Source organism: Lishizhenia sp. (assembly GCF_057456495.1).
Genome location: NZ_JBVCPV010000067.1, coordinates 1 through 14,049, shown reverse-complemented (window position 1 = coordinate 14,049; position 14,049 = coordinate 1). Strand labels below are relative to the sequence as shown.

Sequence of the window (14,049 nt, the reverse complement as noted above, 5' to 3'; positions counted from 1 at the left end):
GACACAAGAACAAGCTACAGAAACCGCAGTTGAACCTGCAGGACCACTCAGTTATTCAGAATTTGAAATTAAAGATATTCCCGCTGAAAGCTTTGATTTTCTTAATGAAAATGGTGCAGAAATTACGCTTGAAAACGGTGGTCGAATCCGCATCTCTCCAAATAGTCTCGTGAATGAGCAAGGAGAAGTAATCAAAGGAGAGGTTCAATTGAGTTTTAAAGAGTACCATTCTTTAGTAGATATTTTAGTATCTGGTTTGCCGATGAAATATGATAGCGCAGGAGTGAGTTATGACTTTCAGTCTGCAGGTATGTTTACAATTGGTGCAACTCAAAATAATAATGAACTAAACATTAAAGAGGGAGCAGAAATAGAGGTGGATTTGGCCAACTATCAAGATACGAAATGCTATAATTTCTATGCTTTAAATGAAGAGACCGAAAATTGGGAATACCTAAAAAGTGATAGCTCAAAAGCGCAACCCAAGGAAGACAATCTAGTGTTGGATGTTGGATTAGAAATGGAGTATAGTCATATAGAGAGTTTGAACAATCAACTCGTTATCGCTTGGAAGGTGTTGGATGAAATTAATCCCTTAGAAGCGGAATTGATTCGACCAAAATATGTGGAGGAAGAAGCAGGGGATTATTATATTCACACCAACCATCCTAAATATAAGAAAGTGAAGGTAGCCCCAGTATTTCTTTCGGAAATGGAGGCAGAAGAAGGTGTGAATACGAATCTTTTGTATGCGTATAAAACCAAGAGTAAAACCTTTAGAGGTGCGAGTATCAATAGATTTGGAACTTACAATTGGGATAAAATTATAAAAGTACCGGAGTATTTTGCGAGCGTATCTACTTTGGCCTTTCCTCAATATGCTCCACAAGACTATCGTGTGAAATTATTGGTTTACGATCGCAATGCAGTATTCGAAAGACAAGCTTCGAATAAAACGAGTTTGCCGCTGTATTTAGATTCGAAAATGCTGTTAATGGCAATTTCAAAATATGGGGATGTAAGTATTATCGGAGCTAAGGATTTAGCTGCTTTTAGAAAGGGTGAAATCAGTGAATTACCTGCGTTTACATCATTAAAAGGTAAGTTTAAAAGCAATAGAGACTTGGAGAAAATCATGCAAGATTACATTTAAATGAGATTGATTTTTTTATCCATATTGTTACTTAGTGGTTTGGCATTCGGTCAATTTCCAATTTTGAAAAATGGAAGATGGGGAGTGATTAATGCCAAAGGCGAAATTGTTGTGGCTCCGCAATATCGAGGATTGTCTGTATTTAAATATGGCATGGCCGTAGCGAAAGGAGAGGGAGATTTATGCGCTTTGGTAAACCTTAAAAACCAAGAATTACTTCCACCGATTTATGATAAGATTGAAATCCTTGGTAAGGATGTAGTTCGCTTGTTTAAACAGGGAGAAGAATCTTTATATCAACTGTCTAATCAACAAATACTATTTGCAGGTATAGAGCAGTCTTCTGTAATTGGAGAGAATTGGTTTGTATTTAGAAGTAAGAACCAAACTCTTCTGTTCAATACCCAAACGCTTTTGTATAAAGAGCTATCTGTAGTACCAACCGTAAAAAAAGTGTTGCCGAACTTCATCGTTTTTGCCTTCGGGGATAAGGGCTATAACCTATACTTTGACGCCTATCTCAATAGATTTTTACAAAAGGAGATGGATTATAATACATCCGAAGTTTTTGATCTAGAAATCTTGAGGTTTGAAGATAGTGTTACCTATGTAAAACATACAAATGATAGTATATGGCAGTTGGTGGATGATATATCTTTTCATAAAAGTAATTATGTCCTGGTAAAGGATGGAAAGATGAACATTACTGATGGGGTGAGAACGATAAGCGAATTAGAGGGGGATGGATTTTTCCCGATGAGAGGTGGTTTTATCTTAATTAGAAATAAAGCTTTTTACGGAGTTGTAGATAGTTTATATAGACCTGTTTTGACCACTCGTTATGAAGGTGTAACTTATTTAGAAGAGCATGAATTATTTCAGACTTTTTTGCAGGGTAGGGTGCGTTTGTATACGAAATATGGAAAAGATTTACTTGGGAAATCCTTTGAGGAATTTAAAATTAATCTACCACTCATTAAGGCGTACTCAGGTAAGGGGATGACGCAATATTATGTGCAGGATAATAAAATAATAGGTTCTAAAACGTTTGAAAATGTAGTAAGGGTTTACGGTTATGGTTCCAATCAACGTGAAATGGATATTAGTTTTAAACCACAACTAGAAATTCCACCTTTGTGGTTTAGTGATACAGTTTTTAAACCGCTAGATTCATCCTTAATTACCGCTACAGATAGTGTATATATACATAGTGTGAAATGGGGAGTGAAACAACAAGATTCGATTTTGGTAGCTCCGCAGTTTGCACAACCACGAGCTTACGATAGTTTGCCTTTTTCTTATTCTAAAAATAAAAGAGTCAGTATCATTATTAATCATGAAGATTATAAAGGGTTCGTTTTTAATGCCAACACTACACGGATTTATAGGGATAAGAAGGAACAGTTTTTACGTATCAATACACCTGAGAACTATAGCATTATCAAAAGCGATAATGGTCAGGATTATTTTTCCATATTACAATCAGATGCTCCATATAGGTTAGGGGTGAAAATGACGGATCCTGAAGGTGTTTTATTGAATGCCTTTAATGGTGATAGTAGATTCTGGAGGTACTATACCTGTGGTTATGGTTTTACAGATCGATTAAGTGACTTGATCAAAGATGTTGCGTTTATGGAACGCAGAAACCATGTTGAGGTGAAGAAAAACTTCAATTTCTACAATGCCCAAGGTGATGCTGTTTTTTCAGACCCCTTTACATATGCTCAACCGTTTACAAAGGGAAAAGCTATTGTTGCGCGTAACGGCAATTACGGAATCATTCAGAAAGACTCTATTATAACGCCTTTGGAATATTCTAATATTTCGCGCATGAAGGAGTTTGGAGATACCATGTTTAAAGTCTATCAATTTTTAAAAGAAAGTGTAGTTTACGATGCAAAGCTTACTCAACTGCCCTATGTCAATTTTACACCGAGTAAGTTTAATCCTAACTATTTATTGATGAATAGTGGTAGAAATAAAATTTTGATCAATCAGCAAGGGAAGGTGTTGTATGAAGGAACCAAGTATTTGAAGTTTACACCTTACGATGAATATTATTTCCGTAAGAGAAGACGCATGTACCTATACACGAGTAATGGTGAAGAGCTAGCCATTGAAATGCCAGAGCCAGAATCTTGGCTAAGTGAAAGTTATTACTTAACCAAGAAAGGGAGTAAAATGGCGGTGATACATATAGATGGTGATACTTTAACCCCCTTTAATGTAAGAGAAGTACAGCGTAATGCTCGTTATTTTTTAATTGAAACGGGGATGGAGCAAATGTTATATTCTAAGGATTTTGAACTCCTGGAAAGTTATCCTTTACATAAAAAGGTGAAATTGGATCAAGCTGGAGATGGTTTTATAGTGACGAAGGGAGAGAGATCTGTTTACTACGAGAGTCATGCATCGAAGAAAAAGTCAAAATTCAAAGCAGGTCGTATAGCGCTTAGTGGCGGTTTGATTTTTCTGTGGGAAATGGACAGTGTTCAAATTTTTAAGGGTGATGAATTGATTGAAGTTGTAGAGGCGTTTGATTACATTGAAGAGGAAAAGGATGGAGTCCGTTTGCTTATGCAAAGGGGGATGAGGGAATGTATTGCAATGATCAGTAAGGAGAATGAAATTGTAATCATGGAGGAGAATTACTCATGTGAATACTTGGGCAATGGGTTTTTGAAGATGAGGGTGAGAAAGCAAGATTATAAGGTAAATGTTTATAATCCATTTGAAGACCTATCTTTTTTGTGTGATGACGTGGAAGGAAACTTCTGTTCTTTGGGCTTTTTGTTGATTGTAAAAGATCAAGCTTATTTTTACATAGATACCGAATTAAAGAAACAGTTCTATTACTTGTTTGAGGAGGCCAAGCCTTTTGTGAATGGCTACGCAGCGGTGAAACTAGAGGGGGGATGGACGCTTATTGACAAGAGTGGAGAACTACAGTCTTTTCCGGGGTACAGAGAGTTGAGCAATTGTGGCGGAAAGTATTTCCAAACTTTAGAGCGTGCAAAAGTAGGTATGGTGAATGCTCAGGGCGTAGAAGTTATACCTCCGATATACGATTTAATTACCAAGGTGAGTGATGAGGTAGTACAAGTTGTAAAAGACGGAAAGGTAGGTTATCTGCATATCAATGGAGATGTTATCTACCTTCCCGAAAAATAATTATTTGTTCTTAACAAGGATTTTTGCTTCTAAGTAATCGTGCATGGCATAAGCCACACCCTCTCTACCAAAACCAGATTCTTTTATACCTCCATAAGGCATGTTATCTACCCTAAAGGTTGTGGCTTCGTTATGGATTACTCCTCCAACTTCGAGGTCATTAAATGCTTGATTTAAATTTGAAATAGAATCTGTAAAAATTGCAGCTTGAAGTCCCCATTTACTATCATTAACTTCTTCAATTGCTGCACTTAATTCTTGAAAGGATTCGATGCATACAACAGGACCAAAAACCTCTTCGTCTCTTACTTTCATACCTTTCGCAGTAGAAGAGAGTAGTGTAGGTAAAAGAATATTGTCTTCCACTTTTCCTCCAAATTCTAGTTGAGCACCTTTGTTCTCTGCTTCTTCTATCCAAGATAATACGCGTTGTGTATTACTGTCATCTATCATGCAAGCAAAGTTGGTTTTGTCATCAGCAGGATTTCCCATGATTAATTTTTGGGTTTCTGTTTTAAAATGTTCCAAGAATTTCTCGTGAATTTCTTCTGCCACATATATGCGCTGCGTGTGGATACAAACCTGACCTGCATAGGCCCAAGCTCCCACTAAAAGTTTGTTCACAGCTTGTTCTATATCGGCATCTTTGCAAACTATAGCTGCTGCATTTCCTCCTAATTCAAGCACAACTTTTTTCTTTCCAGCTTGTTGTTTCATTTTCCAACCTACCGCCGGAGAGCCTGTAAATGAAAGCACGGCAATGCGATCATCGGCCACTAATTCATTTCCTTTTTCGCGAGAACAATGTACCAATTGCACACTGTGTTTAGGCAGTTTACTCGCGTTAATAACTTCTAATAAAAGTTCTGCCGTTAAAGGAGTTTTTGAAGATGGTTTTAAGAGTATTGGGGATCCCGTAGCAATTGCAGGAGCTACTTTGTGTACTGCTAGGTTTAAAGGGAAATTAAAGGGGGAGATTCCAAATACAACTCCAGAAGAAAAGTAGCGAATTTCACCAATTTTACGAGCTGTTTTAAGAGATCGCCCCAATTCCATTAATTCCTGGGGTGGGCGTAGAGCTTCCTCTGCTGCAATGGTGAAGGTTTGGATGGCTCTTTCAACTTCTCCGGCGGCATAGATTCGAGGTTTCCCTGCCTCTTGAATTATAAGTTCGGTAAACGCATCTTTTCTCTTTTCGATTTCCTGAGCAATAAAATGGAGCGCTTGCGAACGTTCAAAGGGGGTAAAAGCCTTCAATGCCGATTTTACCTTTTGAGCTTGTAAGATTTTTTGTTCTACCTCTGCGTCTGTGTGCAGGGCGAGTGTTTTTATTTTTTCTTTCGTGTATGGATTTATCACCTCAATCATGAGATGAATGTAGAAAGATTAGTGGAGAAAGGAAAGAATTGTTTGATTAAATTCCCTCTGTTGTTTAGAAGAATAAATGGTGCAAAATTTCCGTAAGATTAGGGAGGGAGATATTTTTGGTTTTTACTTTTAAAATACTGCTTTCCTCTTCCTCTCCTTCGAAATCTTCTGAAGTGTTCGTCTGCGATTCTTCCTCTTCTTTAACTTTTGCTTTGAAATCTGAGCTTTCTATATCTTCAATTGCAGAGATTAAATCACTAGCAGAGATAGAACTGTCATCATATTGTATCGTGGCAGTATTTGCTTTGCGGCCCTCTAAAAAGTCGAAGCTTACACTTTTTACCGCTTGTGTTGCATAAAGGTGTTTTCTAATTTCAGAACCACATCCCATTACACACATCATACCCTCTACCTCAACATCAATGCTGGCGTTGGCATTTACAAGAGATGGGTCATGAACTTTTTCCTCTTCAATTACTTCAGAATTAACGGAAGTTTCGGCCTCAGGACTTGTTTCGTTACAAGCACTTAAGGAGAATATTCCGAGTAAAGCGATGATAGTGAAGGGTTTCATTTTTGTTTTATTTTCAACAAATATACAAATGATTTGTTATTTAAACTAGTTTGTTTCTGTGGGATTTCTATTTCGAAAAATTAAAATGTGAGAATATTTTGTAGCAATCCTAGAAGTGATAGAAAAGCTTTTCTTCTATCTAGATAGTTGGACTATCTTTGCGCCATGCAAAAAGAAACAAAAAACTGGTTAACTCTTTTATTTCTGGCTTGCGTTTGGGGTTCATCCTTTATTCTTATGAAAAGAGGAATGATAGACAAAGCATCCGGTGATGAGATTTTTTCCAATACACAGGTAGGAGCACTTCGCATGGCTCTGGCAGGACTTGCTTTAGGTCCGTTTGCAATTCAACATTTATCGAAGATAAAGAATTTAAAAACCGTACTAAGCATTATGATAGTAGGGTTTTTAGGGAACTTTATTCCAGCATTTATGTTTACGTATGCAGAAACGGAACTTTCATCAGGTTACGCAGGGATGTTGAATAGTTTTACTCCAATTTTCACCTTATTGATAGGTATGATAGTATTCCAACAACGTTTAAACCGACTTCAAGTGGTTGGAGTTGTAATTGGAGCCATTGGGATTGTTTGGTTAATGATGGCGGGAGCCGATTTAAGTAGTTCCGGATCTTGGTGGCACATTATGGCTATCGTTTTAGCGACTTTGTGTTATGCTACCTCGGTAAACACAATTAAAAACAATCTACAGGGAATGAAGCCATTTGCCATTACCAGTATGGCATTCTTATTTACTTTGTTACCAGCCTTGATTTTAGGGTGGTATTATGGTGTTCAAGATACAATAATTAATAACCCTCATGCTTTAAGTGGATTAGGATATATTTCGATATTATCTTTGGTTGGAACAGCCTTGGCAGTAATTATTTTTAACCAATTGATAGCCAACTCCACAGCTTTGTTTGCAAGTAGTGTAACTTACTTTATTCCAATGGTAGCGGTGTTGTTTGGTATGCTTGATGGAGAAAGAATTACCATTTATCAAGTCTTGGCTATGACAGTTATTTTAACAGGTGTCTATATAGCCAATAAAATTGCTGTAAAAAGAGTTTGATGGTTGAATTTAAATTCCTATCTTTGCAGCTCGATTTTTGAAATTAATTTAATAATTAAGCTATGTACGCAATTGTAGAGATAGCAGGGCAGCAGTTTAAGGTGCAAAAAGACCAAAAGGTTTATGTTCACCGTTTGCAAGCAGAAGAAGGTTCAACTGTAGAGTTTGACAGAGTTTTGTTAACAGACGACAAAGGAACTGTAAACATTGGCGCCCCAGCTATAGAAGGTGCAAAAGTTTCAGCGAAAGTTGAAGAGCACTTGAAAGGAGATAAAGTAATCGTCTTCAAAAAGAAAAGAAGAAAAGGTTACAAAAAGAAAAATGGTCATCGTCAGTATTTAACTGCGATCACTATTACAGATATTAAAGCTTAGTAAGAAATAAATTCCGCAGGTCGGAAATAAAAACTTAAAAAGATGGCACATAAAAAAGGAGTCGGTAGTTCGAAGAACGGTAGAGAATCAGAATCGAAACGATTAGGAGTTAAGATTTTTGGAGGACAAGCAGCAATCGCTGGTAACATCATCGTTCGTCAAAGAGGAACAGCGCACCACCCTGGTAACAACGTAGGTATTGGTAAAGACCATACATTATACGCGTTAGTTGACGGTGTAGTTGAATTTAGAAAAAAGAAAAACAATAGATCTTACGTATCTATAGTTCCATTTGAAGGAGCTGAGGCTTAATCAAGTCTTTGTTGAAAATATTAAAGTCCGTATGCTTTTAGTGTACGGACTTTTTTGTACTTGGGATTTTGAGTAGGTGAATGTTGTGGTACTATTGATTAGTCGCATGTTTGCCAAAGCTATAATCTCTTTGTTTGTAGGTGTTGTGGATAGGTTTCTAATGTATGAGACTTGGATTTTGTAGGTCTTTTTCGATGGATTGGATATTTGTTAGGTAAAATAGTAGGGAGATTAAGGTGGTTTTTTTTCAGAAAGCCTTTTGTAGCGCTTAGTTTACTTATTGGCAAACATGCGACTAATCAAAGTATGAATCAGAAAAAAAAGAGTCAAACTCCTTCAACTCTTCCTATTCCTTCTCTATCGTTAATCGTTCAATGAGATAGGTCTTCTGTGAATTCAATTTGAATTGAAGGGTGATTCTGTAGCTGCTTTTATCTGAGACATAGGTGCCGATAGCATAAGAGCTGTTGCCGTGCTTCTTGCCCTTGAAAATAAACTTGAATGATTTTGCAGGGTGCGCCTTAAAGAAATTGTTGAGTACGAGTTCGCCTTGTTGGTGACTATATACTCCAGTCTTTCCATTTACGGTTATGGCAATTTTTTCTTTCCCTAATTTTATGATTTCACCGGCTTGTTGAGAGCTAAAATTTTTCGCAAGAACATCATAGGGGATATCTCCCGTAATGCCTGCACTTAAAATAATTGTGGTTAATACAGTAAGTAATAACTTCATTCTCTCCGTCTCGTTTTATTGCAGAATTGCAATAATTATGCCCATAGTAATAAGGTCGTAAAGTTTTTCAAAGATGTTACTTTTGTTCAATAAATACAAAGTTCGATGAAAATAAAATTAATCTGTGTAGGTAAAACTTCAAAGTCGTTTTTAGTAGAGGGAGAAAACGAATATTTAAAACGTTTGAAACATTATCTACCTGTTGAGCGCATTGAGTTGCCGGATGTAAAAAATGCAAAGAAACTTACAGAAGATCAGATTAAGCAGGCCGAAGGGGAGATGATCCTTTCCAAAATCAATCCGGGCGAAACAATTTTCTTGTTGGATGAAGGAGGTAAAACTTTTAGCTCAGAACAATATGCAGATTTCTTGCAGCAGAAATTTAATCAAGGTGGACACGGTTTAGTTTTTGTAATAGGTGGGCCTTATGGTTTTTCATCAGATATGTATGCCAAAGCAAATGGTAAAATCTCCTTGAGTAAAATGACTTTTTCACACCAAATGGTGCGCATGTTCTTTTTGGAGCAGGTCTACAGGGCTATGACTATCTTGAGGAATGAACCTTATCACCATAGATAGAAGCTATCATGATATTTCAATTAAGGTTTTAGTACTTTTTCGTTTTTAAAAAGAGAGCGTGGATTGTTGAAAACTGTCTTTTCCTGTTCATATTCACTCAAAATTTGAACGGCTATTTTCACTATTTTTAAACCGGATTTACGCCGATTTATATCCCCAAATTCTTGGTGGATGGGCAATAGCTTAATACAGAAAGAGATGCAGCAATATCACGATTTACTTCAGCATATTTTAGAAAACGGAACCGATAAAGGAGATAGAACTGGAACCGGAACACGTTCAGTTTTTGGTTACCAAATGAGATTTGATTTATCAGAAGGTTTCCCATGTGTAACTACGAAGAAATTACACCTTCGTTCTATTATTCATGAATTGTTGTGGTTTATTTCAGGTGATACAAATATCAAATACCTGAAAGACAATGGTGTATCTATTTGGGATGAATGGGCGGATGAAAATGGTGATTTAGGTCCGGTATACGGTCATCAATGGAGGTCTTGGCCAGGAAAGAATGGTGAGACAATAGATCAAATCACACAATTGGTCGATCAAATTAAAAACAATCCTAACTCTAGACGTTTATTGGTAAGTGCATGGAATGTAGCTGATGTTGAAAACATGGCTTTACCTCCTTGTCATTGTTTGTTCCAATTTTATGTAGCAGATGGTAAATTGAGCTGTCAGTTGTATCAACGTTCTGCAGATGTATTTTTAGGAGTACCTTTTAATATTGCGAGTTATGCCTTGTTTACAATGATGTTAGCACAAGTTTGTGGGTTAGAAGCAGGAGAGTTTATTCACACTTTTGGTGATGCTCACTTGTATTCAAATCACTTCGAGCAAACGGAGTTGCAATTGTCAAGAGACTTTAGGCCTTTACCGACAATGAAAATAAATCCTGATGTGAAAGACATTTTCTCTTTCAAATTCGAAGATTTTGAATTGTTAAATTACGAACCACATCCACACATTAAAGCTCCTGTAGCAGTATAATACCTGATTTATGAAGATAGCACTTATCGTAGCGATGGGCGAAAACAGAGAAATTGGAAAAGACAATGATCTGATTTGGCACCTTCCCAAAGACATGCAGTTTTTTAAAGATTCAACCAAAGGTCAAGTAGTTTTGATGGGTAGAAAGAACTGGGATTCAATACCTGAAAAATATCGTCCTTTACCCGGTAGAGAAAATGCTGTTTTGACCCGTACAAAAGGATTAGAACTTGAAGGAGCAACGGTTTTTAATACTTTGGAAGATGCTATTGCACATTACAAAGCATTGAATGACGATAGGGTTTTCTTTGTTATAGGTGGAGCTGAAATTTATAAGTTGGCCTTAGAAAAAGATGTGGTAGATGAAATGTACATCACCAACATCGCTGAAAGTTTTGATGCTCATGCTTTCTTTCCAGAAGTAGATTATTCTCAATGGAAGGATGAAGTAATCATGACCCATCAAAAAGATGAGAAAGATATTTACGATTTTGTAGTTAGAAAATATACCAAAGCCTAAGCTTAACGTACTCTATGAAAGTTTGCATAGCGGAGAAACCTAGTGTAGCAAAAGATATAGCCGAAATTTTAGGCGCTAAAAAGCGTAATGACGGTTATTACGAAGGAAATGGTTATCAAGTAACCTGGACCTTTGGGCATTTGTGTACGCTAAAAGAACCGCGCGACTATGTAGAGCGTTGGCGTTGGTGGAACATCATGGATTTACCCATGGTTCCATCTCGTTTTGGTATCAAAGTGATGGAAGATAGTGGAGTAAAGAAACAATTCTCCATAATCTCGAGACTCGTACAAAATTGTGATGAAGTTATAAACTGTGGTGATGCCGGCCAGGAGGGAGAGGTGATACAACGTTGGGTATTGCATTTAGCAAAATGTAAGGTTCCCGTAAAGCGTTTGTGGATTTCTTCTTTGACCGAAGAGGCGATTAAAGAAGGTTTTGAGAAGTTAAAAGACGCTAATGATTACAACAATCTGTATGCTGCAGGTTCTTCACGAGCAATAGGAGATTGGTTGTTGGGTATTAATTCTACGCGTTTGTTCACGTTGAAATACGGTCAACAAAAACAAGTGTTGTCTATTGGTAGGGTGCAAACCCCAACTTTGGCAATGATTGTAGATCGCACACTAGAGATACAAAATTTTAAACCGCAAGACTACTGGGAATTAAGAACAGTATATAGAGATACGGAGTTCAACAGTGTTTTGGGTAAAATACAAAAGGTAGAAAAGGCCAATTATGCTTTAGAAAAGATTAAAGAAGCCGAATTTACCATAACAAGTTTCGAACAAAAGGAAGGAAAAGAATCTCCGCCCAAATTGTTTGACTTAACAGCTCTGCAGGTAGAAGCCAACAAAAAGTTTGGTTATTCTGCAGATCTAACGCTGAAATATATTCAAGGACTTTACGAAAAGAAGTTTGTAACCTATCCAAGGGTTGATACAACTTACCTTTCTGAAGATATACATCCTAAAGTTCCGGGGATACTGCAGAAAATGGAGTATTACTCAAAACTAACAGGGCCTTTATTGGAAAAACCGATTCCAAAATCGAAGAATGTTTTTAACGATAAGAAAGTAACAGATCACCACGCTATTATTCCTACTGGAGTGGTGCCAAGTGGTGTGTCGCCCGAAGAAGGAAAAATATACGATTTGGTAGCTAAACGCTTTATTAGCGTGTTCTATCCTGACTGTATTGTGAGTAACACTACAGTGTTGGGAGAAGTGTTAAAACTGGAGTTTAAAACAACGGGTAAACAGATTCTTAAACCGGGTTGGAGAGTAGTCTATGCTGGCGATAAAGCCAAGAAAAAGGATGATGAGAACCTAATGCCAGTTTTTGAGGAAGGTGAAAGTGGTCCGCATGAACCTAGGGTTGATCAAAAGCAAACCTCACCGCCCAAGTACTATACGGAAGCAACCTTACTGCGTTCTATGGAAACGGCAGGTAAGAATGTAGACGATGAAGAGGCCCGAGAACTGATGAAGGACAATGGTATAGGTAGACCATCTACACGTGCCAACATTATAGAAACACTTTTTAGAAGAAGATACATTGCGCGTCAGCGAAAGAATATTGTAGCCACGCAAACAGGGATAGACCTGATCAATACCATACACAATGAAACTTTAAAATCTCCTGAACTTACCGGTGACTGGGAGAAGAAATTGCGTTTGATTGAGAAAGGAGAATACAGTTCTGAAGACTTTAAAAAGGAGTTGATTGAAATGGTTGTGGGGATTACCAATGAGGTAATGTTTAGAAAAGCTGATCAGGCCATAACCATACTTACAGATGAAGAGTTGGCAGCACAAAAGAAGAAGTCTAAGAAAAAAGCTGCTCCAAAGAAAAAGGTAAGTATAGAAGAATTGAAATGCCCAAAGTGTAATAAGGGAAGCATACTTACGGGTAAAAAAGCCTATGGTTGTGCTGAATTTAAGGCAGGGTGTAAATTTGTTTTGCCATTCCAATTCTTAAATAAGAAGTTGACCAATAAACAGGTGGTGGATTTGATTCAGAAAGGAAAGACAACAAAAATTAAAGGTTTACAAAAACCGGGAAGTGAAGAAAAAATTGATGGTAAATTGGCCTTCACTCCAGACTTCAATATCGAAATCATAGACTGATGAAATTTCTTAAGTATATACTTTTGCTTCCTGTTGCTTTATTGGCGTTTTACAGTGAGGCTATTTCCGCGTATCTGTTAGATTCTAATTGGTCATGGACTTTGAGTAAGTGGTGGATTTATATTTTATTATGGATTTTACCCATTTACTATATAACGGATATGCGCAGAACTCAGAAAAAAGGAGAGCGATTTGTTTTCCCCGTTTTGTTTTTTCTGTTGTCTACTACAGCGGCCGTTTTCCATTTTATTAGCTATCCTATTTATGACGGAGATATTTCCGGTGCTGGTGTAGAAATGCAAAAAGAAAAAACAATAGATGGTTTTCAAAATGGGTTATTGATGATATCCATTCCAGGTTGTCCGTACTGTTTTGAAGCAACAAGTACCTTGAAACAGCTAAAAGAAAGGACTCCAGAATTAGCTATAAGACAAGTTGTGTTGTCTGATGATATTGCAGATTTAGAGTTGTACCGAGAAGCTGCAGAGGGAATGTACACCGTGGATACAACATCGGCTTATTCATTTTATAGTCGAATAACCTCTAGCTACCCTACATTTGTGTTAGTAAAAGATGGGGAGATGCACAAGCAATGGAGAAACTCGGGATTTGGTGTAGTTGCAAAAGATGAGATTGAAGGCTTGGTGGAGTAAGTTAGAGTGAGTTGGAGTTAGAGCACGAGTAGGGAGTGTTTTCAAACAGGGGGTGGAGTGATAGCTTTGCGTGGCAGAAATGTAGTTTTTAAGCTGTGTTTTTAGCGACTAAAGAAGCTAAAAGAAGAAGCCTTTAAAAACACCTTTGTGCACGTAAACTTTAGCGGAAGACCCGGCCATTTGCCTACTAAAATTCAAAAAAAGATGATTCTGGAAATCTAGACCTATAGGTGTATAAAGAAAAAGGACCATCTTTTCAGACAGTCCTTCCAATATGATTATAAAATTAGCTTAGGCTACTTTGAGCTTGGCCATTTTAGATTTTGCAAATTGTTTTTGCGCGTAATCAAGCGTTACTTTAAACTCAGATTCATTCTTCGATGGAAGATCGAACATCGCTTCAGTTAAGATGG

13 protein-coding genes are annotated in these 14,049 nt (G+C 37.2%); 10 read left to right on the top strand and 3 right to left on the bottom strand.

Going from position 1 to position 14,049, the window contains the following annotated elements; genetic code table 11:
- Both AC22ZQ_RS06680 and AC22ZQ_RS06675 read left to right on the top strand, forming a co-directional pair.
- On the top strand, positions 1 to 1,153 hold a 1,153-nt coding region (locus AC22ZQ_RS06680; RefSeq protein ID WP_318958005.1), incomplete at its 5' end, for a hypothetical protein.
- Positions 1,154 to 4,327 (top strand): WG repeat-containing protein, encoded by a 3,174-nt coding sequence (locus tag AC22ZQ_RS06675; RefSeq protein ID WP_318958004.1) that lies wholly within the window; start codon positions 1,154 to 1,156, stop codon positions 4,325 to 4,327.
- Here AC22ZQ_RS06675 and AC22ZQ_RS06670 read toward each other — a convergent pair whose 3' ends face one another.
- Together AC22ZQ_RS06670 and AC22ZQ_RS06665 are read right to left on the bottom strand one after the other, a co-directional pair.
- Entirely contained in the window at positions 4,328 to 5,695 is a 1,368-nt protein-coding gene (locus AC22ZQ_RS06670) for an aldehyde dehydrogenase family protein (RefSeq protein ID WP_318958003.1), read from the bottom strand. It lies immediately after the preceding gene.
- Between the two features lie 64 nt (positions 5,696 to 5,759).
- Entirely contained in the window at positions 5,760 to 6,269 is a 510-nt protein-coding gene (locus AC22ZQ_RS06665; RefSeq protein ID WP_318958002.1) for a heavy-metal-associated domain-containing protein, read from the bottom strand.
- Positions 6,270 to 6,434: 165 nt separating this feature from the next.
- Here AC22ZQ_RS06665 and AC22ZQ_RS06660 point away from each other — a divergent pair, with 165 nt between their 5' ends.
- The 3 genes from AC22ZQ_RS06660 (at position 6,435) to rpmA (ending at position 8,029) form a co-directional block, all read left to right on the top strand.
- Positions 6,435 to 7,343, top strand: a complete 909-nt coding sequence (locus AC22ZQ_RS06660) for a DMT family transporter (RefSeq protein WP_318958001.1) — start codon at positions 6,435 to 6,437, stop codon at positions 7,341 to 7,343.
- 62 nt (positions 7,344 to 7,405) lie between these two features.
- Positions 7,406 to 7,717 (top strand): 50S ribosomal protein L21, encoded by a 312-nt coding sequence (gene rplU / locus AC22ZQ_RS06655; protein ID WP_413468675.1) that lies wholly within the window; start codon positions 7,406 to 7,408, stop codon positions 7,715 to 7,717.
- A 42-nt stretch (positions 7,718 to 7,759) separates the two neighbouring features.
- Positions 7,760 to 8,029, top strand: coding sequence for a 50S ribosomal protein L27 (gene rpmA, locus AC22ZQ_RS06650; protein WP_090252556.1), 270 nt, complete (start codon positions 7,760 to 7,762; stop codon positions 8,027 to 8,029).
- A 346-nt stretch (positions 8,030 to 8,375) separates the two neighbouring features.
- Here rpmA and AC22ZQ_RS06645 read toward each other — a convergent pair whose 3' ends face one another.
- Positions 8,376 to 8,762, bottom strand: coding sequence for a DUF4783 domain-containing protein (locus tag AC22ZQ_RS06645; protein WP_318958000.1), 387 nt, complete (start codon positions 8,760 to 8,762; stop codon positions 8,376 to 8,378).
- 105 nt (positions 8,763 to 8,867) lie between these two features.
- Between AC22ZQ_RS06645 and rlmH the strand changes: the two genes are divergently transcribed.
- The 5 genes from rlmH (at position 8,868) to AC22ZQ_RS06620 (ending at position 13,636) form a co-directional block, all read left to right on the top strand.
- Positions 8,868 to 9,341, top strand: a complete 474-nt coding sequence (rlmH, locus tag AC22ZQ_RS06640) for a 23S rRNA (pseudouridine(1915)-N(3))-methyltransferase RlmH (protein ID WP_318957999.1) — start codon at positions 8,868 to 8,870, stop codon at positions 9,339 to 9,341.
- A 198-nt stretch (positions 9,342 to 9,539) separates the two neighbouring features.
- Entirely contained in the window at positions 9,540 to 10,334 is a 795-nt protein-coding gene (locus tag AC22ZQ_RS06635; RefSeq protein ID WP_318958006.1) for a thymidylate synthase, read from the top strand.
- Between the two features lie 10 nt (positions 10,335 to 10,344).
- Entirely contained in the window at positions 10,345 to 10,854 is a 510-nt protein-coding gene (locus AC22ZQ_RS06630; protein WP_318957998.1) for a dihydrofolate reductase, read from the top strand.
- A gap of 14 nt (positions 10,855 to 10,868) precedes the next feature.
- A complete protein-coding gene (locus AC22ZQ_RS06625; protein WP_318957997.1) occupies positions 10,869 to 12,983 on the top strand; it encodes a type IA DNA topoisomerase in 2,115 nt (704 codons plus the stop codon).
- Positions 12,983 to 13,636 (top strand): hypothetical protein, encoded by a 654-nt coding sequence (locus tag AC22ZQ_RS06620; RefSeq protein ID WP_318957996.1) that lies wholly within the window; start codon positions 12,983 to 12,985, stop codon positions 13,634 to 13,636. The genes AC22ZQ_RS06625 and AC22ZQ_RS06620 overlap by 1 nt, the downstream gene beginning before the upstream one ends.
- Positions 13,637 to 14,049 lie beyond the last annotated feature (413 nt).

Bases quoted from the DNA above. Each gene is read 5' to 3' on its own strand.
- AC22ZQ_RS06675 (WP_318958004.1), top strand. From the start codon at position 1,154: ATGAGATTGATTTTTTTATCCATATTGTTACTTAGTGGTTTGGCATTC.
- AC22ZQ_RS06670 (WP_318958003.1), bottom strand. From the start codon at position 5,695: ATGATTGAGGTGATAAATCCATACACGAAAGAAAAAATAAAAACACTC.
- AC22ZQ_RS06665 (WP_318958002.1), bottom strand. From the start codon at position 6,269: ATGAAACCCTTCACTATCATCGCTTTACTCGGAATATTCTCCTTAAGT.
- AC22ZQ_RS06660 (WP_318958001.1), top strand. From the start codon at position 6,435: ATGCAAAAAGAAACAAAAAACTGGTTAACTCTTTTATTTCTGGCTTGC.
- rplU (WP_413468675.1), top strand. From the start codon at position 7,406: ATGTACGCAATTGTAGAGATAGCAGGGCAGCAGTTTAAGGTGCAAAAA.
- rpmA (WP_090252556.1), top strand. From the start codon at position 7,760: ATGGCACATAAAAAAGGAGTCGGTAGTTCGAAGAACGGTAGAGAATCA.
- AC22ZQ_RS06645 (WP_318958000.1), bottom strand. From the start codon at position 8,762: ATGAAGTTATTACTTACTGTATTAACCACAATTATTTTAAGTGCAGGC.
- rlmH (WP_318957999.1), top strand. From the start codon at position 8,868: ATGAAAATAAAATTAATCTGTGTAGGTAAAACTTCAAAGTCGTTTTTA.
- AC22ZQ_RS06635 (WP_318958006.1), top strand. From the start codon at position 9,540: ATGCAGCAATATCACGATTTACTTCAGCATATTTTAGAAAACGGAACC.
- AC22ZQ_RS06630 (WP_318957998.1), top strand. From the start codon at position 10,345: ATGAAGATAGCACTTATCGTAGCGATGGGCGAAAACAGAGAAATTGGA.
- AC22ZQ_RS06625 (WP_318957997.1), top strand. From the start codon at position 10,869: ATGAAAGTTTGCATAGCGGAGAAACCTAGTGTAGCAAAAGATATAGCC.
- AC22ZQ_RS06620 (WP_318957996.1), top strand. From the start codon at position 12,983: ATGAAATTTCTTAAGTATATACTTTTGCTTCCTGTTGCTTTATTGGCG.